General features: G+C 70.6%; 20 protein-coding genes and 1 pseudogene. 8 read left to right on the top strand and 13 right to left on the bottom strand.

Features of this window, described 5'->3' with window-relative positions; translation table 11 throughout:
- The 3 genes from PHC73_RS00435 to PHC73_RS00445 all read right to left on the bottom strand — a co-directional run.
- The coding region (locus tag PHC73_RS00435; RefSeq protein ID WP_300123587.1) for a type III-B CRISPR module-associated Cmr3 family protein at positions 1-472 on the bottom strand (472 nt) is incomplete at its 3' end.
- On the bottom strand, positions 469-3,576 hold the full coding sequence (gene cas10, locus PHC73_RS00440; RefSeq protein ID WP_300123588.1) for a type III-B CRISPR-associated protein Cas10/Cmr2: 3,108 nt from the start codon (positions 3,574-3,576) through the stop codon (positions 469-471). The genes PHC73_RS00435 and cas10, both read right to left, overlap by 4 nt.
- 3 nt (positions 3,577-3,579) lie before the next feature.
- Complete coding sequence (locus PHC73_RS00445; RefSeq protein ID WP_300123589.1) at positions 3,580-4,779, bottom strand: RAMP superfamily CRISPR-associated protein; 1,200 nt, start codon at positions 4,777-4,779, stop codon at positions 3,580-3,582.
- Positions 4,780-4,949: 170 nt separating this feature from the next.
- On the opposite strand from PHC73_RS00445, the gene PHC73_RS13905 reads away from it, so the two are divergent.
- Together PHC73_RS13905 and PHC73_RS00450 are read left to right on the top strand one after the other, a co-directional pair.
- On the top strand, positions 4,950-5,021 hold the full coding sequence (locus PHC73_RS13905; protein WP_366949764.1) for a type II toxin-antitoxin system VapB family antitoxin: 72 nt from the start codon (positions 4,950-4,952) through the stop codon (positions 5,019-5,021).
- A gap of 114 nt (positions 5,022-5,135) precedes the next feature.
- A pseudogene (locus tag PHC73_RS00450) lies at positions 5,136-5,387 on the top strand (PIN domain-containing protein); the annotation flags it as partial.
- Positions 5,388-5,412: 25 nt separating this feature from the next.
- On the opposite strand, the gene csx2 reads toward PHC73_RS00450, so the two are convergent.
- The 4 genes from csx2 to PHC73_RS00470 form a co-directional block, all read right to left on the bottom strand.
- Positions 5,413-6,612: a TIGR02221 family CRISPR-associated protein gene (gene csx2, locus PHC73_RS00455; protein ID WP_300123591.1), complete on the bottom strand. Its 1,200-nt coding sequence runs from the start codon at positions 6,610-6,612 to the stop codon at positions 5,413-5,415.
- 6 nt (positions 6,613-6,618) lie between these two features.
- A complete protein-coding gene (gene csm6, locus PHC73_RS00460) occupies positions 6,619-7,755 on the bottom strand; it encodes a CRISPR-associated ring nuclease Csm6 (protein ID WP_300123592.1) in 1,137 nt (378 codons plus the stop codon).
- 53 nt (positions 7,756-7,808) lie between these two features.
- Complete coding sequence (cas6, locus tag PHC73_RS00465; RefSeq protein ID WP_300123593.1) at positions 7,809-8,786, bottom strand: CRISPR system precrRNA processing endoribonuclease RAMP protein Cas6; 978 nt, start codon at positions 8,784-8,786, stop codon at positions 7,809-7,811.
- A 151-nt stretch (positions 8,787-8,937) separates the two neighbouring features.
- The gene (locus tag PHC73_RS00470) at positions 8,938-9,675 is read right to left on the bottom strand and encodes a proteasome-type protease (RefSeq protein ID WP_300123594.1); all 738 of its coding nucleotides are present in this window, start codon (positions 9,673-9,675) and stop codon (positions 8,938-8,940) included.
- Between the two features lie 217 nt (positions 9,676-9,892).
- Between PHC73_RS00470 and PHC73_RS00475 the strand changes: the two genes are divergently transcribed.
- Both PHC73_RS00475 and PHC73_RS00480 read left to right on the top strand, forming a co-directional pair.
- Entirely contained in the window at positions 9,893-11,260 is a 1,368-nt protein-coding gene (locus PHC73_RS00475; RefSeq protein WP_300123595.1) for an amino acid permease, read from the top strand.
- Positions 11,257-12,744 carry an efflux transporter outer membrane subunit gene (locus PHC73_RS00480; protein ID WP_300123596.1) on the top strand — a complete coding sequence of 496 codons (1,488 nt, stop codon included), beginning with the start codon at positions 11,257-11,259 and terminating at the stop codon, positions 12,742-12,744. The genes PHC73_RS00475 and PHC73_RS00480 overlap by 4 nt, the downstream gene beginning before the upstream one ends.
- 291 nt (positions 12,745-13,035) lie before the next feature.
- Here PHC73_RS00480 and PHC73_RS00485 read toward each other — a convergent pair whose 3' ends face one another.
- From PHC73_RS00485 to PHC73_RS00505, 5 genes are all read right to left on the bottom strand, one after another.
- Positions 13,036-13,980, bottom strand: coding sequence for a TIGR00730 family Rossman fold protein (locus PHC73_RS00485; RefSeq protein ID WP_300123597.1), 945 nt, complete (start codon positions 13,978-13,980; stop codon positions 13,036-13,038).
- 288 nt (positions 13,981-14,268) lie between these two features.
- The gene (locus PHC73_RS00490; RefSeq protein ID WP_300123598.1) at positions 14,269-14,994 is read right to left on the bottom strand and encodes a SprT family zinc-dependent metalloprotease; all 726 of its coding nucleotides are present in this window, start codon (positions 14,992-14,994) and stop codon (positions 14,269-14,271) included.
- Positions 14,991-17,144 (bottom strand): glycogen debranching protein GlgX, encoded by a 2,154-nt coding sequence (gene glgX / locus PHC73_RS00495; RefSeq protein WP_300123599.1) that lies wholly within the window; start codon positions 17,142-17,144, stop codon positions 14,991-14,993. The genes PHC73_RS00490 and glgX overlap by 4 nt, the downstream gene beginning before the upstream one ends.
- Before the next feature lie 73 nt (positions 17,145-17,217).
- Positions 17,218-17,703 (bottom strand): YajQ family cyclic di-GMP-binding protein, encoded by a 486-nt coding sequence (locus PHC73_RS00500; protein WP_300123600.1) that lies wholly within the window; start codon positions 17,701-17,703, stop codon positions 17,218-17,220.
- Between the two features lie 105 nt (positions 17,704-17,808).
- Positions 17,809-20,271 (bottom strand): Rne/Rng family ribonuclease, encoded by a 2,463-nt coding sequence (locus PHC73_RS00505; RefSeq protein ID WP_300123601.1) that lies wholly within the window; start codon positions 20,269-20,271, stop codon positions 17,809-17,811.
- A 330-nt stretch (positions 20,272-20,601) separates the two neighbouring features.
- Here PHC73_RS00505 and PHC73_RS00510 point away from each other — a divergent pair, with 330 nt between their 5' ends.
- Together PHC73_RS00510 and PHC73_RS00515 are read left to right on the top strand one after the other, a co-directional pair.
- Positions 20,602-21,594: an RluA family pseudouridine synthase gene (locus PHC73_RS00510; RefSeq protein WP_300123602.1), complete on the top strand. Its 993-nt coding sequence runs from the start codon at positions 20,602-20,604 to the stop codon at positions 21,592-21,594.
- Positions 21,591-22,535: a S49 family peptidase gene (locus tag PHC73_RS00515; RefSeq protein WP_300123603.1), complete on the top strand. Its 945-nt coding sequence runs from the start codon at positions 21,591-21,593 to the stop codon at positions 22,533-22,535. The genes PHC73_RS00510 and PHC73_RS00515 overlap by 4 nt, the downstream gene beginning before the upstream one ends.
- A 45-nt stretch (positions 22,536-22,580) precedes the next feature.
- On the opposite strand, the gene PHC73_RS00520 is transcribed toward PHC73_RS00515, so the two are convergent.
- Positions 22,581-23,171 (bottom strand): nucleoside triphosphate pyrophosphatase, encoded by a 591-nt coding sequence (locus PHC73_RS00520; protein WP_300123604.1) that lies wholly within the window; start codon positions 23,169-23,171, stop codon positions 22,581-22,583.
- Between the two features lie 223 nt (positions 23,172-23,394).
- Between PHC73_RS00520 and PHC73_RS00525 the strand changes: the two genes are divergently transcribed.
- Both PHC73_RS00525 and rpmF read left to right on the top strand, forming a co-directional pair.
- Positions 23,395-23,823: a YceD family protein gene (locus PHC73_RS00525; RefSeq protein ID WP_300123605.1), complete on the top strand. Its 429-nt coding sequence runs from the start codon at positions 23,395-23,397 to the stop codon at positions 23,821-23,823.
- 11 nt (positions 23,824-23,834) lie between these two features.
- On the top strand, positions 23,835-24,017 hold the full coding sequence (gene rpmF, locus PHC73_RS00530) for a 50S ribosomal protein L32 (RefSeq protein ID WP_300123606.1): 183 nt from the start codon (positions 23,835-23,837) through the stop codon (positions 24,015-24,017).
- Position 24,018 lies beyond the last annotated feature (1 nt).

Consider the following 24,018-nt stretch of genomic DNA (forward strand, 5'->3'; position numbering starts at 1 on the left):
CCGCTTCGGTCAGCCAATAGCCGCCGGCCAGCTTGCGCCGATCTGCCTGCGCCAGCACCGGCAGCAGCGGCAGCTCGGCCGAGGTGGCGAGCCCGCTGACGGGTGCGGCCGGCGCCAAGCGCTGCACCCGAAACGGCTGGTCGCCCTCCGCCGCGAATACCACCAGATCGGCCGGCGGCGCCATCAGCAATTCGACGCGCCCATCGGCGTGGCGGCGCGCCAGGTGAAACCCGGTGATGGTGAATGGTCCGGGTGCGGCCGGCGTGCCCAGGCTCGGGTGATCCACTTCGCCGCGCCCGAAGGCGAACAGATCAAGCCCCGCGTCGGCCAGCATGCGCGAGCGCAGCGCGCCGGACGCCACCGAGGGCCAGGGCGGGATCAGCGCCTCGCCATGGCTGCCCGGGTCGCCAAACAGCTTGTTGCCGCGCAGGAACAGCACATCCAGCGGCTCGATGAAAACGCTCGTGCTCATGCGGTGGCTCCCTCGGCCGCGGTGGCCGGTTGCGTGTCGGGTACGCCGGCGCGGGTCTCCCGGGCCAGGAATTCGGCCACCGACAGGAAGTTGCGCAGCCAGTCGAGGCCGTTCCTTTCCTGCTGGCTGGCCAGCGCGGCGAGCCGGCGCGCCAGCTCGGGCGCCTGCGATTTGGCCGCGCTCTGCGCCTGCCGCGCGAGCTGGTAGCCGAGCAGGGCGCGCAGCATGTCCGGGTGCGCCTTGGGGTCGGGCAGGTCGGTCAGCCACTCCAGGCTGTTGTAGACGGCCCGGCGCGACACGCCCGGATCGGCCAGAAAGCGGATGCTGTGGTCGAGCAGCGCCACCGGCTCGCCCCATTTTTCGGTGAGGTGCAGCGCTCCGCCGGAGCGCTTGATGACGGTGATCGAGAACGCATCGCGATCGACCCATTGGCCGTGTTCATCCGGCCGGCGATACGCCTTGGCGCGCTTTTCCGCCGCCCGTAGCTCGCGCAGCACCGCGGACAGCGGCGCCTGGTGATGGGCGATCACGGCGCCGGTGGAGGCGGTGGCGTGGCGGCCCATCATGCGCAGCAGTCGGCCGTTCAGGTACGCGAAACCGTTCTTGCAGTGCAGCGCCTTGCGATCCGCGCGCAGCTCGCGCCAGCTCACGTCCGCATCCTCCGGCAAGGTGCCGCTATAGGCGTGGCGCAGCCGCTGCATGGCCGGTAGCAGGTCGGCCACTGGCAGCATGGCGAGCACGTCGTCGCCACCGGCGTAGATCACGCGGCCGAGGTACTCGGTCTCGACCACATGGCGCACCACGGCCTGCGAAAAGTCGTTGAGTGCGCCGGACACGGCGAGGTGACGGTTGGGCGAAATGGCGCGTTTCTGTTCGCCGTAGCGGCGGATTAGCGGCTGCGTGGCCGCGCGTTCGTCGAAGCCCTTGCGCACCTGCGGGTGGAAGCTGTCGCGGTAGCTGATGCTGGTCTTGTCGTCGCCCGACAGGATCGCACCCATGCGGTCGCCGTCCATCATCAGCAGCGCGTAGTAGGTTTCGAGCCTGACTTCTGACTTGTCCGACGCCGTTGCCAACGTCGCTCGCACCAGGCGGCGTGCAGACTCGACAGCGGCGTCATCGTCGCCGTCCTGCGCCGCTTCCAGCAGGCCGGGGATGCGCTTGGCATCGGCGAGCGCGGCCGGGTTGCTCTTGTGGCGCAGCATCAGTGCCCGCGGCAACGCGACCGCCTCGGCGCTGTGCTTCCGGCATTCGGCATCGAGGCCCGGCGCGGTGTGGCCGCCTTTCTCCAGCCAGCGGTCGAGCTGGCTCGCCAGCGCCATGGTGTGCGTGGAGACCACGAAGCGGTCGATGCGCCGCGCAGCGCCGTCGTCGCGCGGGTTGAGCACCCGGCCCACTTCCTCGGCAAAGATCGTCGGCCACAGGCGCTTGATGGCCGGCAGTGCACCCAGGTGCTCGCCCTTTTTCGCCCAGGAAGGTTTGCTCGCGGCCACGCGCGCCCACAGCGTGTCGGTCTGCTGGCGGTAGGACTTTTTCAGTTGCTCGCGGTCCGTGGTCAGCCACTCCGTCTCGCCGGTCAGCGAACAGCGCCAGCCCTGCTGCGCGCTCTGCGCGAACGGGCGCGTGCTCTTGGCCGCCGCCAGTACGCGCTCGGCGAGGTCGTACACCGCCGGGTAGAGCACGCCTGGGTTGGGGGCAAAGAAGGTGGTGCCGTCGCCCCAGGCAATGTCCTTTTGCAGCGCCTGCCAGGCCGGAGTGGCGAGAAATCCGCTGGGCTCGCCGGGCTGTACGCCGAAGAAAGGCGCCATCGCCGCCGAAAGCGCACTGGTATCGAGATCGCGCTGTTTCGCCGCATCCCGGCAGCGGATGACCGAGAACGGCACCGCGGCCCAGTGCACTTCGGGAAAGCCGGCGAGCTGCTCCTTCATTTGTTCGTAGGGCGTCAGCGTCGTTTCCTTGTCGAAGCCAGCTTCGTGCAATAGCCGCATCACGACGTCTTCACCCAGTCGTGCGAGCCAGTCGCGCACCTGCCGGGTGACGTTCTCGGCAATCTGCCGCGCCCGGCTCGCCGGCACCACGGCCACGAAGCGGTTGGGCAGCGCGGCCGCGAACAGCGGGTTGGCGTCGGTCGCGCCCTTGTTCCATTCACAATGCCGGAACAGCGCATCGGGCAGGCCCATCGCGTCGCGCAGCCACAGATCCACCTGCGCGATGCCGCGCAGGCGCGGAAACAGAATCGCGTCCGGCCCCAGCTCTTCGCACACCGGGCGCATCGCTTCCCAGGCCAGGCGCGACAGCAGGTGCGATCCAGCCCACAGGTCCGAGGTCGAGCGCGCGGCGGCGATGAAGCCCTGCACCGGGCCGATCGAGAGCGCCAGCAGCGCCGCCTCGCCGTCCGGATCGGCAGCAAAGGCGCCGGCGAAGGCGGAGGTCAGATCGAGGTGATCCCAGATGCTGTGATCCGGCACCCGGGTGTCGACCGGCAGCACTTCCCACAGCGCGCCGAGCTTGTGGTTGTCGTCGGTATCGGCGCCGGTGGCGGCCAGGTCCGGCCCGAAGCGCCAGTAGGCGAGCAGCGTCTTGCGCCAGTCCTGCGGCGCATCGCCCTGGGCGCCGAGCTTGATGAGCAGCTCGGAGAAGTGATCGGAGCTGCGCTGCTTGAGCGCGTCGAGTTTGGTGTCGGACAGGTCGTGCAGGTCCACGGCATCGCCGGTCAGCGGGTGGATCAGCACCGGCTGCTGCGTCCAGGGCACCCGAGCCCAGTCGGCCACGGCGAGCGTCCGGGTGTCGCCGGTCTTGGTCTTGACGGTGATCTCGTCCATCGGCCACTGCGGCCGGTCGGCAGCGGCGGCCCACCAGTCGGCGCGCTGCACCTGACGGTAGATGTCCGCCGGCAGGCCCTGCCTGAACAGCAGGTTGGCGAGCGCCTGGTCGTTGTCCGGGTCGATGTCGCCGGCTGGCAGCGCATCTAGCCCGAGCAGCCGGCGCAACGCGCGCGAGGTGCCGTTCTCGTGCCCGGCCGGGTCGCGCAACAGCACCAGCGCCTTTTCCGCCGGGTCGTGGAGGCGGGCAGCGAGTTTGGTTTGCCAAATCTTGTCGTCGTTCATGGATTACTCCTGCACGCGCTGCACGGTGAGGCTGTCGAGAACGGACTTGAGCGCTGTGCGGCGCTGCAGGTCCCTGATCGAGGCATAGGCGCGCTTGCCTTTTTCCTGCGATAACTCGTCCAGCAGTTCATGTACGCGCTGCCAGACGCCCTCGATGGCCTTGCGATCCGGGCGGAACGCAGGGGGCGGCAGACAGGGCACATGGAAGATCACGCCGACGAGCCTGCCGTCCGGCAAGGCGCGGACCTTGAAGCGCAGGGTGTTGGGCAGGCGCAGATTGAGGCTGTTTCTCCTGCCGTGGACGATGTCGTAATCCCACGGCTGCACGGAATGATTTGTTATCGGGTACGAGAGCCAATGCCGATCCTGCGGTCTGCCGTGGTCGATCCCGACTTGCTCGCCCTTTTTATTTGTCTTGGGTTTATCCCCGTGAGCTGGCCGTAGTTCCAATGCAAACTGCGTACGCAGCCCGATCTTGATGATCGCCAGCGTCCTCATCAGTGCCTTCCAATCGGCGTGTGGCGCGGTCTGCCAGATCAGCGGACCCCGTTCGTCGCGGCCGATGGCGTGCGGCCAGTCGCGATCCAGGCAGTCGCGCCACGGTCGCAGCGGCAGGTCTAAAGCCAGCGGGCCGGTGTCGCCCTGCGGCATGAGCACGAACGAGCCCCAACCATTACGGCTGCGCCCGCCGAGCGTGCCGAAGCCGTGCATCAGCGCCAGCGCGCGTTCAACGGCCAGCAGGGCCGTGTCCGGTACGGCGACCGAGAACATGGCGGACTCGGCTGCCTGTATCGCGGTGTTGGCCTTGAGCGCCGGTGCCCTCGCGCCCTTCGGCAAGGTCAAGGGGCCGTAGCCGAGATACAGGTCGCTGCCGACCGCAAACCTCACTTCAGGATGGGCGACTGTCGGCAATGCCTGCCATGCGGTCAGCCGGCCTTCATCCCATCGATCTAGCCGCAGGCGAATGCGGCTTTTACGGCTGTCACCTTCGCCATCACTGGCGACGCCGAACAACATCCCCTCCTCACGCCGCATTGCCGGCACGTTGTCGCGAAAACCATGCTCGGCCGCCCACACCACCCGCCACCACTGGCGCAGCAGCGCCTTGATGGGCGGCGTGCGCCACTGGGCGCTCTGCTCGGCGTTGCCGAGAAAAGCCGGGGTCAGGAAGCGCAATTCGTATTCGAGCGTTTTCATCTTCATCGTTGGATTCCGTCGTGGCGGTCGACAGGATGAGGGCCGCAACCCGGCCCGTGGCGATTTCGCAAGCTTGCCGCTGTCCGCCGGCACGCCCTGCGGTCCCCGGTGTGCCGCGGACCCTGTCGTCGCGGCAGCCCAGGCGCTACGCTGAAACACATTCGGAGGTGTATGCCATGCGAACCAACGTCGTGATCGACGACGAACTGGTGGCCGAAGTCATGCGCGTTACCCATGCCCGCAGCTAGCGCGAGGCAGTTGATTTGGGGGCCGCGCCACGCCCGCGACCGCGCTGCTCGACGAGGGCGATGCCTGCATCGCGCCGGTGATCCTGCAGGAGTTGCTGCAGGGCGCGCTCGCCCCAGGCGCTGGCGGAACTGCGCCACCGCTTTGCCGCGCTGTCGATATTGGAGCCCGCGCCGGGTGGGACCACCCATGCCGAGGCCGGCGCGCTGTACGTGCGCTGCCGCTGGGCCGGCGTCACGCCGCGCAGCCCGCACGACTGCCTGATCGCCCGGCTCGCCGTCGAATACGAACTGCCGCTGCTGCACGACGACCGCGACTTCGAGGCCATCGCCGGCATCGAGCCGGCCCTACGACTGCTGCGAGGGTAGTCGCCGCGGCACGGGGCCATCGCCCTCACGCCGCCAACCTGTGCAAACACCTTTGAATCTCCGCAGCGAGCTTGTCTCGGTCGCGCAGCTTGGGCCGCAGCGCCTCGCGCGTGGGCGGCGTGCCGTGCGCCAGGGCGTTGCGCAGGTTTTTGAGTGTCAGAAACGCCTCGCGCTTCCAGTCGGCGTGCTCGCCGGCGTGCAGTTCCTCGCCGAACGCGCGCGCCAGGCGCTCCCGCGCGGCGTAGTCGAGCGGATCGTGCCCCTGCTCGAGGCACAGCCGGCTGAGCAAGCTCTCGTAGCCGAAGATGGCGGCGCGCACGAAGTCACCCCGGTTCAGGTGCTGGTGCGCCAGCTTGCGCTGCCGGGTGGCGAGGTCCGGCTCGCGTGCCCAGGCCAGGCGCTCGCGCAGGCGCTTTTGGAACAACCCGCTGGCGCCGGGCAGCGGCGCATCGAGCGCCGGCAGGAAGGTGGCGAGCTGCCGGGCGGCATCGGCGACGTTGGACGTACGCTCGAAAAAGGCGGCCTCCTCCAGGCAGTGGGTCTTGTCGGCCGCCACGCCATCGGCGGCCAGCAGCGGCGCAAACACGCGGTAATCGCCACTGGCGTCGAACACGGCCAGCGCCTCCACCCAGCGCTGGATGGCGAGCAGGCCGTCCAGGCGCAGCACTGGCGTGTGGCCGTCCGCGGTCATTTCGAGCGCGCCGTAGTAGATGCCGGTGACCGTGCGCCCCAGGCGCTCGAGCACGAAGGCCGACACCAGGCTCAGCATCGGCAGATGCCGAAAGCCGTGCGTCACGTCCAGGCTGACCTCGCCGCGCCCGGCGGCCTGCTCGATACACTCCAGAATCTGCCGCTGCTCGGCCGCATCGCGGCCGAAGGGGATCAGCTTGAGGCGCACCGACCGGCCGATGGCGCGCTCGATCAACGGCTGGGCGCGCCCGAGCAGGTCCGCGGTGACGCGCCCGGCGGCGACGGCCTCCATCAGTTCGAGCCGCAGCGCCTCGTCGGCCTCGCCGATGCCGGGCAGGTTCTCGACCAGCACGTCCCACATGCTGGACTCGGTGCCGAGCAACACCAGCAGGTCGGGGTCGAGATGCCGCGCCAGCGCCAGGCCGAAGAACGGCGTGGTTGCCGTGCGGCCGTCGGCAAAGCGATAGCTCGCCTCGCGGTAGCCCGAAGTCGGATTGTCGCGGCCGCGGCCCAGAAAGCTCACCAGGGTGTGCATCGGCGTTCAGTCCTCGCGCAGGATGATGGCGTTCGGTGGCAGGTCGAGACGGTACTCTTTCGGCCGCCCCTCGCCCCGGATGAGATAGGGCGCCGCGTGGCGCGGCGCCCCCAGCGCGTCCACCAGAGCCTGATTGACGCGTGTGCGGCGTTCGTCGAAATCGCCCTTCGACATGCCGTTGCGGTAGCGGGCGTCGGTGCGCGCGTTCCTTCCTTGCAGGCGGTCGTATTCGACGAGGTAGTCGCGCGCGTAGTCGGCATCCGGCACGCCATCGGCCGGGCGGCGCAGGCCCGGCAGCCCTGCGCGGGCGCGGCGCGCGAACCAGAGCAGAAAGGCCAGGTCTGCCGGGCGCATGGCCACGGCCTGCCCGCCGGCCTCGACCCGCCCGTCGACGACGTCGATCACCAGCCGTGGCGGCGCCAGCGCCCGGTTGAGCGCGGCGACCACCTCCGAAAAGCGCGCGCTGCCGGCGAGCAGTGCCGCCGGCTGGCCCTCGCGCAGGCGCACGAAGGGAATCTCGGCCAGCGTCACCTGCGCCTGCTGGCAGTCGAGCGGGCGCGGGTTGGGGCCGAGCGTGTGGATCACCCGCTCGGTCGGGCTCGGGTAGTAGAACTGCGGGTGGCCCTCGAAACCTTCGTCCACCAGCACGTGGGAGAGCCGGTCCTGGGCGCGGCCGAACAGAGACAGCGCGTAGCCGAGGTAATAGCCCATGGTCTTGCGCCCGCCGGCGATCGACACGTGCAGCGCGCAGTCGGGCTCCCTGGTGAGCGCGCGCACGGCTTCGGTCAGCGCGTCGGCGGTGGCGTCGTTGTCGGCCTGGCTGCGGATATCGGCCAGCGGCGCGCCGGCGGCGTCGCGGATCACCTCGATGCAGTCGGCATCGAAACGGATCGGCGGCAGGCCGTAGTCGGCACGCAGGCGCTCGAACCAGCGATCGCCGGACAGCAGATTCAGCCGCGCGTGCTCGGCGCCGCGCGCTGTGGTGAGCAGGCGGATTTCCGTAGGAATCCACGGCCGCTCGCCACGCACGGCGAGCGCGTACAGCGTCTCGGTGACGATCTGCGGCGACAGGCCGCTGACCGCCAGCAGCACGCGGCGCGGAAAGTCGGCGGGGTCGCGGACAACGGCTTCGGGTGTGTTCATGGCCCCAGTCTGCCGCCGATCGTCCATCCCCTCCTCCCGCTACAAGCTTGTCGTTACATGCTGAGTCGATAGCGACCCAGACCCATCACCGCGCCCTTGCCGGCGTGCGTCCACTGGCCGAGCCACAGATAGGGCCACAACGGCGCCAGCGCCGCGCCCGGCAGCACGAAGGCGCCGACCAGGCCGCCCATCTGCAGCAGCGCATCCTGGCGCGCCGAGTAGCGCGTCCAGTCGTGCCAGCGCAGGTCGGCATCCTCGATGGGAACCGCCTCGGCGGCCTGCACCAGGGCGCGGAAATCGGTGTCGAGCGGCGTGTCGGTGTGGAAATAGGAGAGCAGCGACAGCCGCCGCAGCAGCGCCGAGAAGAAATCCCGAAACCGCAGCCGCTCGGCCGTGACCAGGTCCTCGGCCACCTTCAGGCGCAGCGGCGTCGAGAGTTCCACGCGCACCAGGCCGGCGGGCGGCGGTGGAATGCTCGGCACGCGCGCAGGCTGCGACTGCAGCCGTCCGCCGCTGGCGTAGATCGTCTGCCAGCCGGCGGCGGTCTGCTGCTCGACGCGGGCGAGCGCATAGCGGCCGGCTCCCTGCGCCGCGCCCTGGCCGACGCCGCCTTGGCCGGCGCGACGCAGCGCCTCGATGAAATAGGCGAGCTGGGCCTGGCCGCGCCCGATCAGCACCAGGTCGACGCCAAAGGTTTCACCGGGCGCGACATCGCGGCAGTCGGGCCAGGGTTCGACTACGAACGGATGCGGCGCCGCCGGGTACTTGCGCAGCTTCTCGGCGCGCTCCGGCGGCGGCGTCTCGAACACGTAGGGATAGACGCAGGAGCGGTACAGCAGGCAGTCCGGGCAGTGCCGCGCGCCGGTGACGCACACCGTGCGTTTGAGCGCATGCCCCAGCGCGCCGCGCCAGGCAGAGCCGGCATAGGCCGGCAGGCGCACGGCGCTGTCGGCGATCAGATGCAGGCGGTAACGGGCCACCGGCAGCGCAACGAGCGTTGTAGCGGCTGCGGTGAACGACACAGGTTCCATGAGCACCCCGGGGCAGGAAGGCGGGCAGTCTGTCGGCCACCACCCGCGCGGCCTTGAATCGGCCGATGCCACAGCATCTCGCCGCCAGCCACAGCCAGCTCATCCTGCAAGCTTGCCGGGTGAAGTCGGGCCTAAAAAAAACCTCAAGAGGTCATCCCCCCAACTCCCAGTCGAAGCGCGGCAGGTCCAAAAAGGCGCGCTTGAGGCCCTCGTTCCAGCCCTGCTGGATACCTTGGTACAGCGGTGAGTCGGCGGCCAGCGTCAGGCGGCGGGTGACGCGCAGCGCGCCGGCCTCGCACACCGCCAGGTCCAGCGGCGGGCCGACCGAGACGTTGGCGCGGATGGTGGAATCCAGCGACACCAGCGCGCAGCGGGCGGCGTCGTCGAGCGTGGTGTCGGGCGCGATGATGCGGTCCAGGATCGGCTTGCCATACTTGGTCTCGCCGATCTGCAGGTAGGGGGTTTCCGGCGTGGCGCTGATGTAGTTGCCCTGCGCGTACACCAGGCACAGCTCGTGGGTACTGCCGGCGACCTCGCCGCCGATGATGAAGGTGGCCTCGGCGCTGACGCCGCTGCGCGCCAGCGCGTCGGCGTGCTCCTGCTGGATGCGGTAACTGAGCTTGCCAAGGTAGTCGGCCGCCTCGAACGGGTCGCGCACCTGCCGCAGGCCGGGACCGGCCGGGTCGTTGAACTCGCGCCGCAGGGCGTTGATGACCGCCTGGCTGGTGGCGAGGTTGCCGGCGCTGAGCACAACGAACACCCGCTCGCCCGGCTGCTCGAACACGTGCATCTTGCTGTAGGTGCTGATGTGGTCGACGCCGGCGTTGGTGCGCGAGTCGGAGGCGAACACCAGCCCGGCATTCACCTTGATGCCGACACAGTAAGTCATGACACAGTCCCGCGGACGTGAAAGGGCCGGCGATTATAGGAAAGCGCCGGCGCTTTTCTTTGGCCGGCAAGTCCTGAATCATTGGCGCCCGGCGCCGATCGGTCCGACCGGCCGGCACCGATGTTGCTGATGTTGCTAAAGCACGCCCATACCCGCCGCACGCCGTGCGCGGCTCCGCCACCTGACCCAGGGAACCATGCCAATGACGCAGGGCCTGATGCGCCGCAAATCCATCGCCGCCGCGCTCGCCAACGGCGATCAGGGCCTCGCGCGCAGCCTGTCGGGGCTGGACCTGACCCTGCTGGGCATCGGCGCCATCATCGGTGCCGGCATTTTCGTGCTCACCGGCGTGGCGGCCGCCACCAAGGCGGGGCCGGCGCTGGCGCTGTCGTTCGTGATGGGGGCGCTGGCCTGCGGCTTCGCGGCGCTGGTGTATGCCGAGCTCGCCTCCACCGTGCCGTTGTCCGGCAGCGCCTACACCTACACCTACGTCACGCTCGGCGAACTGCCGGCGTGGATCATCGGCTGGGACCTGATCCTCGAGTACGCGCTGGCCTGCGCCACGGTGGCGATCGGCTGGTCGGGCTATTTCCTGCGCCTGCTGGAGGGCATCGGCATCACGCTGCCGGCGGCGCTGACGCACGGCCCGGCCGAGGGCGGCATCGTCAACCTGCCGGCGTTCGCGGTGATGCTGCTGATCAGCCTGCTGCTGGCGGTCGGCGTGCGCCAGACCAGCGTCGCCAACGCGCTGATCGTGATCCTGAAACTGGCCGTGATCGGCATCTTCCTGTACGCCGCCGTGCCGCACGTGCAGCCGGCCAACTGGCAGCCGTTCATGCCGTTCGGCTGGTCGGGGGTGATGGCCGGCGCCGGGCTGATCTTTTTTGCCTACATCGGCTTCGACGCCGTCTCCACCGCCGCCGAGGAAGCCAAAAACCCGCAGCGCGACATGCCGATCGGCATCATCACCTCGCTGGTGCTGTGCACGCTGCTGTACATCGCCGTCACCGTGGTGCTGACCGGCATTGCGCCGTACAGCACGCTCGACGTGGCCGACCCGATCGCCTTTGCGCTGGTGCAGGTCGGCGAGCACTTCGCCGCCGGCGCCACCGCCGTGGGCGCGGTGGCGGGCCTGACCTCGGTGCTGCTGGTGATGATGTACGGCCAGACGCGGGTGTTCTACGCCATGTCGCGCGACGGCCTGCTGCCGGCGGCGTTCAGCGAGGTGCACCCGCGCTTTCGCACGCCGGCGCGCACCACGCTGGCGACCGGGCTGCTGATCGCCATCGCCGCCGGCGTGCTGCCCATCCACGAGGTGGCATCGCTGGTCAACGTCGGCACGCTGGCGGCGTTCGTGATGGTGTCGGTGGCGGTGCTGTACCTGCGCCGCGCGCAGCCGGACCTGCCACGGCCGTTTCGCACGCCGTGGATGCCGTGGACGCCCATCTTCGCCATCGTGTCCTGCGGGTATCTGATCGCCAGCCTGGAGGCCGTCACGCTGTGGCGGTTCGTGATCTGGATGGCGATCGGCGTGGTGGTGTATTTCGCCTACGCGCGCCGGCACAGCGCGCTGCGCCAGGCGTGAAGGCCGGCGAGGGACTGCTGAAAAAGTCCGCCCCCGAGAGGGTTCGGCGCGCAGGCGCGCGCTGCGGGCCGGCGCTGCGCCGCGCAGGCGCCGCGGCGCTGGCGCTGTGGCTGGGCGCCTGCTCGCTGGCCCCGCACCGGAACCCGCCGCTGCCGGCGCTGCCGGCCGGCTGGAACGACCCTGTGCTCGACGGCGCCACCCGGCCGCCCGCCGCCGACTGGTGGCGACAGTTCGGCGATGCCGAGCTCGACCGCCTGGTCGCCCGCGCGCTGGATGCCAACCTCGACCTGGCGCTGGCCGCCGCGCGCGTGGAGGAAGCCCGCGCGCTGCTGGCCGGCGCCCGCGCCGAGCTGTGGCCGACGCTCGACGCGCAGGCCGACGCCTCGCGCCAGCGCGGCGCCGCCACCACCGGCAGCGGCCAGGTGCGCAATCTGTACAGCGTGGCCGGCGTGCTGGGCTACGAGCTCGACCTGTTCGGGCGCCTGCGCAGCGCCAGCGACGCCGCCCGCGCCCGCCTGCTCGAATCCGCCTACACCGCCGAGGCGGTGCGCCTGACGGTGGTCACCGACGTGGTCGGCGCGTACCTGGACCTGCGCTCGGCCGAGCGCCAGCTGGTCATCACCGATGCCACCGTCAGCGCCCGCGAGCAGGCGCTGGAACTCGAACGCGCGCGGCTGCGCCTTGGCGCCGGCACGGAGCTGACGCTGCGCCAGGCCGAGGCGGAGCTGGCCAGCAGCCGGGCGCTGGCCGCCAGCCTGCGCGATCTGGTCTCGCGCAGCGGCACGGCGCTGGCGGTGCTGACCGGCGCCACGCCGAAGGCGCTGATCGAATCCGCGCCGCCGCCGGGCGAGTTTTCCACCCTCGCCCTGCCCGGCGCGCTGCCGCGCGTGCTGCCGAGCGAGCTGCTGCAGCGCCGGCCGGACATCCGCGCCGCCGAGGCGGCGCTGCGCGCCGCGGATGCCGACATCGGCACCGCGCGGGCGCAGTGGTTCCCGCGCATCAGCCTGACCGCGCTCATCGGCAGCGACGCGCTGCGCGTGGGCGATCTGTTCGGCGGGGACGCGTACAACTGGTCGCTCGGCAGCTCACTGGTGGCGCCGCTGCTCGACTTCGGCCGCGTCAAGGCGCAGGTGCGGGGCGCCGAGGCCAGACGCCAGCAGGCCGAAATCCTGTACCGGCAGACCGTGCAGACGGCGTTCGCCGAGGTGCGCGACGCGCTCACCCTGCTGCGCGAGGCGCAGGCCCGCGAGCAGGCACAGACCGACGCGGTGCGCGCGCTCGAGCGCGCACTGGCGCTGGCCGAGCTGCAGTACCGCAGCGGCCGCGGCCTGTATCTGGACGTGCTGGTCGCCCAGCGCAGCCTGCTGTCGGCCCAGCTCGACCAGACCACCGCCGCCCACGACGCGCGCCTGGCGGCGGCGACGCTGTTCAAGGCGCTCGGCGGCGGCTGGGCGGATGCGTCAGCGGCTGCCGCCCCCGGCTGAGAGCTTGTGAATTTTTCAAGCTCCGAGGCCGGCCAGGGATGGCCGCACGGGCGACGCAAGCAATGCGCAGGACGCGCATTTCGTCACAAACTCTGAGGAAATCTGATGGCGGTTTCAAATCCCTGACGCGCCGCCGGCGCCGCTTGGGGAACGCTTACGTCTCGACGTCCGGGGCAGGATGCCCCGGCCTGAATCGAGGGCGTAACTCCTTGATTCAATCAGCGTCGCGCGGGCCTATACCGCGCGACGGCGAGCTGAAAATTCCAGGGAGGGAATTTTTCAGCATTTTCCTTACACGCAGGGAAACAGGCTGCCGCCGTTGTGCTCGTGCCAGCGCAGGATGCCGTCCCAGATTTCCTGCGCCGTCTCGGCGTACCAGAACAGGTCGCGGTCCTCGGGGTCGATGACGCCCTCGTCGACCAGGAAATCGAAATCGACTGCCCGGCGCCAGTAGCTCTCGCCGACCAGCACCACCGGCACCGGGTGAATCTTGCGGGTCTGGATCAGCGTCAGGGTCTCGAACAACTCGTCGAAGGTGCCGTAACCGCCCGGGAACGCCACCAGCGCCCACGCCCGCTGCAGAAAGTGCAGCTTGCGCAGCGCGAAGTAGTGGAAACGAAAGCACAACTCGGGCGTGATGTAAGGATTCGGGTACTGCTCGCGCGGCAGACTGATGTTCAGCCCCACCGACTTGGCGCCGACGTCGAAAGCACCGCGGTTGGCCGCCTCCATGATGCCGGGGCCGCCGCCGGTCATCACCACCAGGCTGCAATCCTGCGGCCCGGCACCGGAACGGCCGACCAACTGACCGAATTCGCGTGCCACGTCGTAATAGCGGGCCTTGGCGGCGCGCCGCTCGGCCACGGCGAGCTGCCGCGCCAGCTCGGCGTTGCCCGGATCGGCCGCCAGCGCCGCGCGGTGCTCGTCCAGCTCGCGCGCCGCCGCCGTCGCTTCATGGATGCGCGTGCCGCCGAACACCACGATGGTGTGCTGGACGCCGTGCTGGCGCAGCAGCATCTCCGGCTTCAGGTAATCCACGTGCAGGCGCAGGCCGCGGTTCTCGTCCAGGCGCAAAAAATCCGGGTCCTGGTCGGCGATGCGGTAGCTTGGGCTGCTCATGATGGCCGCCACGCGCTGCGGCGCGGTGGGATCATCCGAGACCGGCTTCGGGCGCTGTTCGGGCAGCGGCCGGACGCGCTGCGCGGCCGGCGGCAGCGGCGGCTTGCGGGCGGCCATCAGGCGGCTCCCGCGGCGGAAACGAGCGGCCTGCGAGCAGCCGACGGCAAGGCGAGTGAAGCGGACATGGAAATTTCTGTGACCGTGAGCGATGACGACCGACGCGCGGGCGCCGGTCAAAGCCTTTTCTTATAGCACGGCCGCGTGCGGCGGCCCGGCCAGCACCTGCACCACCGTCCAGGGCGGCATGCCCTGGCGTCGCTCGAGGGCCTCCGCCATTGACCGACGGAGCACGGCGCCGGCATGTACCGCGCAGCGCGAGCCGAAAAATTCCAGGAAAGGAAGTTTTCAGCGTTTACTTGCCGGCTGCCACGGCCGCTGGCCGCGCAGCGCCGCCTGCCGCTCCCGGTGATCGGGCAGTGCCGCCGCCAGCAGGGCGTAGAAACGCGGGCCGTGATTCAGCTCGGCGAGGTGACACAGCTCGTGCAGCAGCACGTAGTCGATCAGCGCCGGCGCCAGCAGCACCAGGCCGACGTTGAGCGTGATGCGCCCGGCGGCGCTGCAGCTGCCCCAGCGGCTGCGCAGGCGCACCAGCCGCGGCGGCGGCAGTGCGCGCCCGGCAGTCCACGGCAGCGCGGCCGCGAGCGCCGTCAGCCGTGGCGGCAGCAGCATCTCGGCCTGCGCCCGGTACCAGGCGTCGAGGGCGAGGCTGACCGCCGCCGCGTCGTGCGGCGCCGGCACCGCCACCTGCAGCGCGCCGTCCTGCAACTGCACCTGCCGGCGGCCGCTGGCGAGCTGCAACGGGTAGCTGTCGCCCAAATAGCGCTGCGCGCTGCCGGGACCGAAGTCCGGCGCCGCCGGTGGCTGGGCGCGCCGCTGCAGCTGACCGGCGATCCAGCGCCGATGCCGGTGCAGGATGTCCGGCACCAGCCGCGCCGGCAGCCGCTGCGGCAGGCGCAGTTCGAGCACGCCGTCGGCCACCACGCGCAGCGCGTACGTGCGCCGGCGCGCCCGCAGCAGCCGGCAGGTGAGGCGCTGGCCGTTCAGCTCGAACCACAGCTCGGCCTCGCTCATGGCGCCGCCTCCACGCGCTCGAACACCTGCAGGCAACGGGCCGGCAGCTGGTATTCGACTGCGGCCGGCAGGGTCAGCCCGTCGCCCTTGCCGTCGGCGGCGCAGGTGTCGAACACGCGTCGCCAGGCGGCGCCCAGCGTCGCCGGCGGTGCCCGCACCGCGGCCGGTGCCGGGCCGGCGTGCAGGACGACCAGGTAACTGTCGTCCCGCCGCGACTGGCCCTGCGGCCCCAGGTGTTCCACGCCGGCCTCGCCGTCCAGCACGAAGGCCAGCAGGTGCGGCGTGGCCTGCCAGTCGGCGGCTTGTTTTTCGCTGCCGTCGGCGTTCAGCCAGGTGATGTCCTTGTGACCGCTGCTGGGGATGACCTGGCCGGTGAAAAAACGATCGCGCCGGAACACGCCGTGCCGCTGGCGCAGCCTGAGCAGGCGGCGCAGGTAACGATGCAAGGCGGCGCCCTCACCGTCGGCCAGGCAGGCCCAGTCCGGCCAGGCGAGCGGGTTGTCCTGGCAGTAGGCGTTGTTGTTGCCGTGTTGGGTGTGGCCGAACTCGTCGCCGGCCAGCAGCATCGGCGTACCTTGCGACAGCATCAGCGTGGCCAGCAGGTTGCGCATCTGCTGCAGGCGCAGCGCACGCACCGCCGGATCGTCGGTCGGTCCCTCCACGCCGCAGTTCCAGGCGAGGTTGTTGTCGGTGCCGTCGCGGTTGTGCTCGCCGTTGGCCTCGTTGTGCTTGCGCTCGTAGGACACCAGGTCGCGCAGCGTGAAGCCGTCGTGGGCGGTGATGAAATTGACGCTCGCCGTCGGCCGGCGGCCGTGGTTGGGGAAGATGTCGCTCGATCCGGTCAGGCGCGAGGCGAGCATCGCCACCTGCCCGTCGTCACCGCGCCAGAAGCGGCGCACGGTGTCACGGTACTGGTCGTTCCACTCGCCCCAGCCGGGTGGAAAGCCGCCCAGGCGGTAGCCGCCCGGCCCGAGGTCCCATGGCTCGGCGATCAGCTTGACCTCGGCCAGCAGCGGGTCCTGGCGTACGGCATCCAGAAAGCCGCTGCCCGGATCGAAACCGGCATCCGCTCCGTCCCGCGCCAGCGTGGTGGCCAGATCGAACCGGAACCCGTCGACACCCATCTGCTGCACCCAGTAGCGCAGCGAATCGAGCACTAGTTGCAGCACGCGCGGCTGGGCCAGGTTCAGGCTGTTGCCGCAGCCGGTGAAATCGCGCGTGCGGCGCGGCGCGGCCGGGTCGAGGTGGTAGTAGCTGGCGTTGTCGATGCCGCGGAAACTCAGCGTCGGCCCCAGCTCGCTGCCCTCGCCGGTGTGGTTGTAGACCACGTCCAGCAGCAGCTCGAGGCCGGCGTCGTGCAGCGTGCGCGTGAGCAGGCGAAACTCGCCCGGGTCCGGGCGGGTGAGAAACCGGTTGTCCGGCGCAAAAAAGCCGATCGAGTTGTAGCCCCAGTAATTGCTGAGCCCCATGTCGACCAGGCGCCGCTCGTCGACGTGCGCGTGCACCGGCAGCAGCTCGAGCGCAGTCACGCCCAAGTCGGCCAGATACGCCACCACCGCCGGCTCGGCCAGGCCGCGAAAGCTGCCACGCAGCGCCTCCGGCACCTGCGGGTGGCGGCGCGTGTAGCCGCCGGCGTGCAGCTCGTAGATCACGCTGCGCCGCCACGGCCGGCGCGGCCGCGGCGCTTCGGCCACGCCGGCGGTGTCGTCCACCACCACGCACTTGGGCAGGTAGCGGGCGCTGTCGCGGGTGTCGAAGGACAGATCGCCGCGCGCGTCGCCCACCCGGTAGCCGTACAGCGCGTCGTGCCAGCGCAGGGCGCCGTGCAGCAGCCGCGCGTAGGGGTCGATCAGCAGCTTGTGGTGGTTGAAACGGTGGCCGCGCTCGGGGTCATAGGGCCCGTACACGCGGTAGCCGTAAAGCTGGCCGGGACGCAGGTCCGGCAGGTAGCCGTGCCAGACCTCGTCGGTGTACTCCGGCAGCGCCAGGCGCGCGGTCTCGCGCCGCCCGGCGGCGTCGAACAGGCACAGCTCGACTTTCTCGGCGTGCAGCGAGAACAGGGCGAAATTGACGCCGCGCCCGTCCCAGTGCGCGCCGAGTGGATACGGCTGACCGGGCCACAGGCGCGGCGGGCTGGGGCGTGATTTCATGACGGCCTCTCGTGACTGCGGTGCGGCCGGGACCGCTCGAACGGCGCCGCACCGGCCAGCGCGGACACGCTGTTCAGTCGCGGAAATTCACGAACTGCAGCGGCAGGTCGAAGTCTTCCAGCTTGCGCAGCAGCGCGATTGCCGCCTGCAGGTCGTCGCGGCTCTTGCCGGACACGCGCAGCTCGTCGCCCTGGATGGCGGCCTGCACCTTCAGCTTGCTGTCCTTGATCAGCTTGACCAGCTTGCGCGCGTGCTCGGCGTCGATGCCCTGACGCACGGTGATGGTCTGCGTGGCGCGCTGGCCGGCTTCCACCACCTTGCCGTAATCGAGCGCCTTCAAGTCCACGCCGCGCTTGGCCAGGCGCGTGCGCAGCACGTCGAGCAGCTGCTCGATCTGGAACCGGCTCGGCGCCTGGGCCGTGATGACCGCCTCGTTCAACTCCACCTTGGCGCCGGTGTCCTTGAAATCGAAGCGCGTGCCGAGCTCGCGGTTGGTCTGGTCGACCGCGTTGGCCACCTCGTGCAGGTCGGCCTTGGAAACGACATCGAATGACGGCATGACGGGCCTCCGTCGGGTCCACTGCTGACGTTCGCCACGGCGCGAGGCGCCGGCGTGAAGCGCCGGGCGACACCCCTTGATGCCGCCCGGCACCGTCACCGCCGCTCAACCGGTCCGGGCGTCCTTGTCCTGCTGCTCGGCCGCTACGGTCTCGACCTGCATCAACCCACCGACGGCCGGTGTCGGGGAGCGCAGCGGCGCCGCCACGTCCTGCGCCGGCGGCTGTGGCGCCTGGCTCGGCTCGACGACCGCCGTGACGCTTGGCGCCGCTACCGGCTCTGCGGCCGGCGCGGCCTCTACCGTGGCCACCTCGGCCAACACCGGCGGCTCGACCGGTGCCGCCGGAACTGGCGCCGCCGGCTCGGCCACCGGCTCGAACGAGGCAGCGGACTGCGGCGCTGGCGCCACCGGCTCGGCCGCGGCGACGGGCGCCGGCGCGGGCACCGTCAGCAGCTCGGCCACCGGCGCGACGCTCGACGGCACCACCGCCGCGGCCGGCACCCGCTGGCCGGTCGCGCGTTCGCGCGGTTCTTCGGTACGCGGCTCGGCGTGCTGCGGCGCACGCGCCTCACCACCGGCCTGACTGCGCTGACCGCCGCGGCGACCGCGCCGCCCCGAGCGCCCCTCGCGCTGACCCTCGCGCGGGGCGTCCCGCTGAGCTTCGCGCACCGCAGCCTCGCGCGCGGCCGGCTGCGCTTCCCGCACCGCCGGCTGGGCGCGGGGTGTGGCTGGCGCCTGCGCCCGCGGCGCCGCAGCCTGCCGACCACGTTCGCCGCGCGCCTCGGCCCGCGCCGCCGGCGCCTCACTGCGGGCCGGCTGGGCTCGCGCCGGGCGTGGCGACGGCTTGGCGGGCGCCGGCGCGGGCGCCGCCACCGGTGCCCCGAACAGGCTGCGCCACAGGCGGGTGAACAGGCCGGCCTGGGCCTGCGCCGCCGGCGCCTGGGCCTCGGCCGGCGCTGGCGCCGCCGCCGGCGTCGGCGGCGGCGCGCTGCGCACCATCCGCTGCACGGCTGCCGGCTGGGCGGCCGCCGCCGCCGGCGCCGCCGCCGCTTCCGGCGGCGGCACGGCCAGCGCCAGCTCGTGGCTGGGCGTTTCCAGCAGGCGTTTGTTCAGGTCCTGCACGCGCGTACGCTCGAGTTCGTAATGCGGCGTCTCGAGCGCCGGGTTCGGCAGGATGATGGGGTTCACCCCCAAGCGCTGGCCGAGCTCGACCACCGCCTCGCGTTTTTCGTTGAACAGATAGGTCGCCACCGCCACCGGCACCTGCACCTCGAGCCGCCCGGTGCGCTCCTTGAGCGCCTCTTCTTCCAGCAGGCGCAGCACGTGCAGGGCGGTCGATTCCACGCTGCGGATGGTGCCCTGGCCGTTGCAGCGCGGGCAGGTGATGTGGCTGGTTTCCTTCAGCGACGGGCGCAGGCGCTGGCGCGACATCTCGAGCAGGCCGAACCGCGACAGCTTGCCGAGCTGGATGCGCGCCCGGTCGTACTTGACCGCATCGCGCAGGCGGTCTTCGACGGCGCGCTGGTTGCTGGCCTTCATCATGTCGATGAAGTCGATCACGATCAGCCCGCCCAGGTCGCGCAGACGCAGCTGGCGGGCGATCTCGTCGCAGGCCTCCAGGTTGGTGTTGGTGGCGGTTTCTTCGATGTCGGCGCCCTGCGTGGCGCGCGCCGAGTTGATGTCGATGGCGGTCAGCGCCTCGGTGTGATCGATCACCAGCGCGCCGCCGGAGCGCAGCGGCACCTCGCGCCGGTGCGCGGTCTCGATCTGGTGCTCGATCTGGTAGCGCGTGAACAGCGGCACCTTGTCCTGGTACAGCTTCAGGCGCGGCAGGCTCTGCGGCATCAGCTGCTGCATCAGCGAACGGGCCTCCTCGTAGGTGGCCTCGTCGTCGATCAGGATCTCGCCAATGTCGTCGCGGAAGTAGTCGCGGATGACCCGCGCCACCACGTTGTTTTCCTGGTAGATCAGGAACGGCGCCGGACGGCCGGTGCTGGCGGCATCGATGGCATTCCACAGCTCGACCAGGTGATCGAGGTCCCACTGCAGCTCGGCCAGGCTGCGCTCGGCCGCCACCGTGCGCACGATCACGCCCATGTGGGACGGCAGCTGCAACTGCCCGAGCAGTTCCTTCAGCTCGGCGCGGTCTTCGCCTTCGATCTTGCGCGACACGCCGCCGGCGTCGGGGCTGCACGGCATCAGCACCAGATACCGGCCGGCCAGACTCACGTGGGTGGTCAGCGCCGCGCCCTTGGTGCCGCGCTCCTCTTTTTCCACCTGGACGGTGATTTCCTGGCCTTCGCGCAGCGGCCGCGGCTCACCGTTCGGCCCCTGCAGGTAGATCGGCGCGACTTCCTTCAGCGGCAGAAAGCCATGCCGGGCGCCGCCGTAATCGACGAAAGCGGCCTCCAGGCTAGGCTCGACGCGGCGCACCACGCCACGGTAGATGTTGCCTTTTTTCTGATTGCGATTCGGAGATTCGATGTCGAGGTCAAACAGGTACTGACCGTCGACGATCGCCACCCGCAGCTCCTCCGACTGGCGGGCGTTGAACAGGATGCGTTTCATCAGGGATTTCTCTTGGCAGACGCCGGGCGGCGTAGCGCGTGCCGGACGGCAGCGCCCCCAATGGCGGGGGCAGATAGGCCGGCACGCCGCAACGCGGCGCGACGCACGGATCGGGGTCGGGGCCTCCGGCGGGCGCCGTCCGCGGGGACGGGCCGAGGAGGAATAGAATGACGTGCAGAAAATCGGTAGCAGCGGCACTGACACGCTGCATCAGCCTGACCGACGCGAGCAACGCCAGCAGGCCCAGGGCATGCCGCCCGAGGCGCCGGATCGCCGCAAAAGTCGTTTTGATCATCATGATGGCCACTGCGCCGCCAACATTAACACGCGATGACGGGGCTTAATACTGGACCGGCGAGCGCGCGCGAGCGCGCCGTCACCTACGTCGACGTCGCCCCGGACCAGGCCGGCCAGCGGGTCGACAATTTCCTCATGGCGCGCCTGCGTGGCCTGCCGCGCACGCGCGTGTATCGCCTGCTGCGCCGCGGCGAGGTGCGCGTCAACGGTGGCCGCATCGGCCCCGAACACCGCCTGCAGGCCGGTGACCGGGTGCGCCTGCCGCCGGTCGACCTGCCACCGCCGCGAGCGCCCGCGCAGGCGCCGGACTTTCGCCTGCGTCAACTGGAAAGCGCCATCCTGTTCGAGAACGACCGCCTGCTGGTGCTGGACAAGCCGGCCGGACTGGCCTGCCATGGCGGCAGCGGCGTCGACTTCGGCGTCATCGAGGCGCTGCGCCAACTGCGCCCCAAGCAGCCGTTTTTCGAGCTGGTGCACCGCCTGGACCGCGACACCTCGGGCTGTCTTCTGATCGCCAAGCGGCGCAGCACGCTGCGCGCGCTGCACGAACAACTGCGCGGCGGCGTCATCGAAAAACGCTACCTGGCGCTGCTGGTCGGCCCGCTCGCCGGGCGCCGGCAGCGTGTCGCCGCCGCGCTCGACCGCTACGAGCGCGGCGGCGAGCGCCTGGTGCGCGTCAGCGACGCCGGCAAGCCGGCGGTGACCGTGTTTCACGTCCGCGAGCGGTTTGCCAACGCCACCCTGGTGGAAGCCGAACTGCTGTCCGGGCGCACGCACCAGATCCGCGTGCACGCCCAGCACCTGGGCCATCCGCTGGCCGGCGATCCCAAATACGGCGACCCGACCGCCGACGCGGCGCTGCGCGAGTTGGGGCTCAGACGGCTGTTCCTGCACGCCGCGCGGCTGGTCATCGGCCCGCTCGACGACGACACGCCACGTCACTTCGAGGCGCCGCTGCCGGCCGCCCTGGAGCAGCCGCTCGAGCGCCTGCGCAGCGCCCATCCCCCCACCGCGAGGACGGCATGAACGACGACACCCAACCGCCTGCCTGGGAGCGGCAAGTGCTCGAGCGCCTGCTGCGCGACACGTTGATCGAACAGCGCCGCGCCCGGCGCTGGCGGATCTTTTTCCGCCTGCTGTCGGTGGTGCTGATCCTGCTGGTGCTCGGCCTGCTCGGCACCGACGTCGGCGTGCCGCAGGTCACCAGCCGGCACACCGCACTGGTGCAGCTGAACGGCATCATCGCCCCCGGCACCGAGGCCGACGCCGATCTGGTCATCGAGTCGCTGCGCGCCGCCTACGACAACAGCCACGTGGCCGGCGTGGTGCTGCGCATCGACAGCCCTGGCGGCAGCCCGGTGCAGGCCGGGCGCATCAACGACGAAATCCGCCGCCTGCGCAAGCTGCACCCGAACGTGCCGCTGTATGCCGTGATCGACGACATCTGCGCCTCCGGCGGCTATTACGTGGCGGTGGCGGCGGACCGCATCTACGCCGACAAGGCCAGCGTGGTCGGCTCCATCGGCGTGCTGATGAACGGCTTCGGCTTCGTCGGCGCGATGGACAAGCTCGGCATCGAGCGGCGCTTGCTGACTGCCGGTGCGCACAAGGGCTTCCTGGACCCCTTCTCACCGCAAAACCCGGACGACGTGGCGCACGCCCGCGAACTGCTCGCCAGCATCCATGGCCAGTTCATCGACGTGGTCAAACAAGGCCGCGGCGAGCGGCTCAAGGACGACCCGCGGCTGTTCAGCGGGCTGGTGTGGACCGGCGCGCAGGGCGTCGAGCTGGGCCTGGTCGACGCGCTCGGCGACGCCGACACGGTGGCGCGCGAGGTGTTCAAGGCCGACAAGGTGGTCGACTACACCGTGCGCCCGGCGTATTTCGAGAAACTCATCCGCAGCGCCGGCAGCGAGGCCACCGCCGCCGCGCTCGACACGCTGTCGAACACCCTGCGCTGGCGTTGAGGACATGCCCGCGACGGGATGCCGCAACGCCAGCACCCGGCCCGCTCAAGGCAACACCACCCCCTGCGCGCGCAGCAACTCGCACAAGGCGATCAGCGGCAGGCCCAGCAGCGCGGTCGGATCATCACCGCTCATGCGCTCGCACAACGTAACGCCGTAGCCCTCGGAGCGCAGCGAGCCGGCGCAGCCGAACGGCTGCTCATGGTCCAGATAACGCTCGATCTCGGCCGCCGCCAGGCGGCGCACGGCGACCTCGAACGGCACCCGGCGCACCGCCGCCCGGCCGGTGGCGCTGTCGAGCAGGCACACGGCCGTCTCGAACACCATCACCCGCCCGGCGGCGAACGCCAGCTGTTCGGCCGCGCGTGCGCGATCGCCGGGCTTGCCGAGCACGCGCCCTTCGACCACCGCCACCTGATCCGAGCCGATGATCAAATGTGCCGGACAGACCGGCGCCACCGCCTCGGCCTTCCGGCGCGCCAGCCGCTCGGCCAAGGCCGCCGGCACCTCACCGGGCAAGGCCGCTTCATCCACCTGCGGGGCACGGCATTCGAACGGCAGCCCGAGCCGCGCCAGCAGCTCGCGCCGGGTGGGCGAGGTCGAGGCCAGGACGAGCGGCGGCGTGGCAGCGGACATGGAGGGGTCGGAGCGGGCGATGGGGCGTGCATTTTAGACGGCGGATTGGACAGGCGGATCGCACGGTCGGGGCCGCCAAAGGCGGCTTTGACACCGGCTCGACCGCGCCACTACACTTCGCGCCCTTATGTCGGGGCTCCTACCAGACTCGATCGACCCGCTGGAGTGGGCCAAGACCGGCCAGCGTGTCGGCGGTGCGCTGCCGCTGGCCGGCATGGATCGCTTGAATGCGCTGGTCGAGGCTGGCGTGGCTGAGGTCGAAATCACCCTTGCCGGACAGCTGCTCGCAGGCGGCCGGCCGGTGCTGAGCGGCCATGTCGCCTGTACGGTCACGGTGCGCTGCCAGCGCTGCCTGGCGCCGTTCGAATTGCGCCTGGAGGCGCCGATCCGACTCGGCGTGCTCGCCGACGAGGCCGACCTGGCGCGTCTGCCGAAGGGTCATGAGCCGCTGATCTGCCCGGCCGGCGCGACCGTGTCGCTGGCCGAACTGATAGAAGACGAATTGCTGCTGGCGCTGCCGGACTACCCGCACCATGCCGAGGGCATGTGCAGTGCGTCAACGGTGCCGGCGCAGGAGACGGGCAAGCGGCAGCCGTTCGCGGCGCTTGCCTCCCTTCGGAAAAACGGCCCGCAAAGCGGGCAAGACGACTGACAGGATCATCCATGGCCGTTCAACAAGACCACAAGAGCCGCTCCAAGCGCGGCATGCGCCGTTCCCACGACGCGCTCAAGCCCCCCGCGCTGTCGATCGAGCCGACCACCGGCGAGACGCACCGCCGGCATCACGTCAGCGCCTCCGGTTACTACCGCGGCCGCAAAGTCATCGACACCGGCAAGGGCGAGTAAG

The sequence above is a fragment of the Immundisolibacter sp. genome (assembly GCF_028696615.1).
GTDB lineage: Bacteria > Pseudomonadota > Gammaproteobacteria > Immundisolibacterales > Immundisolibacteraceae > Immundisolibacter.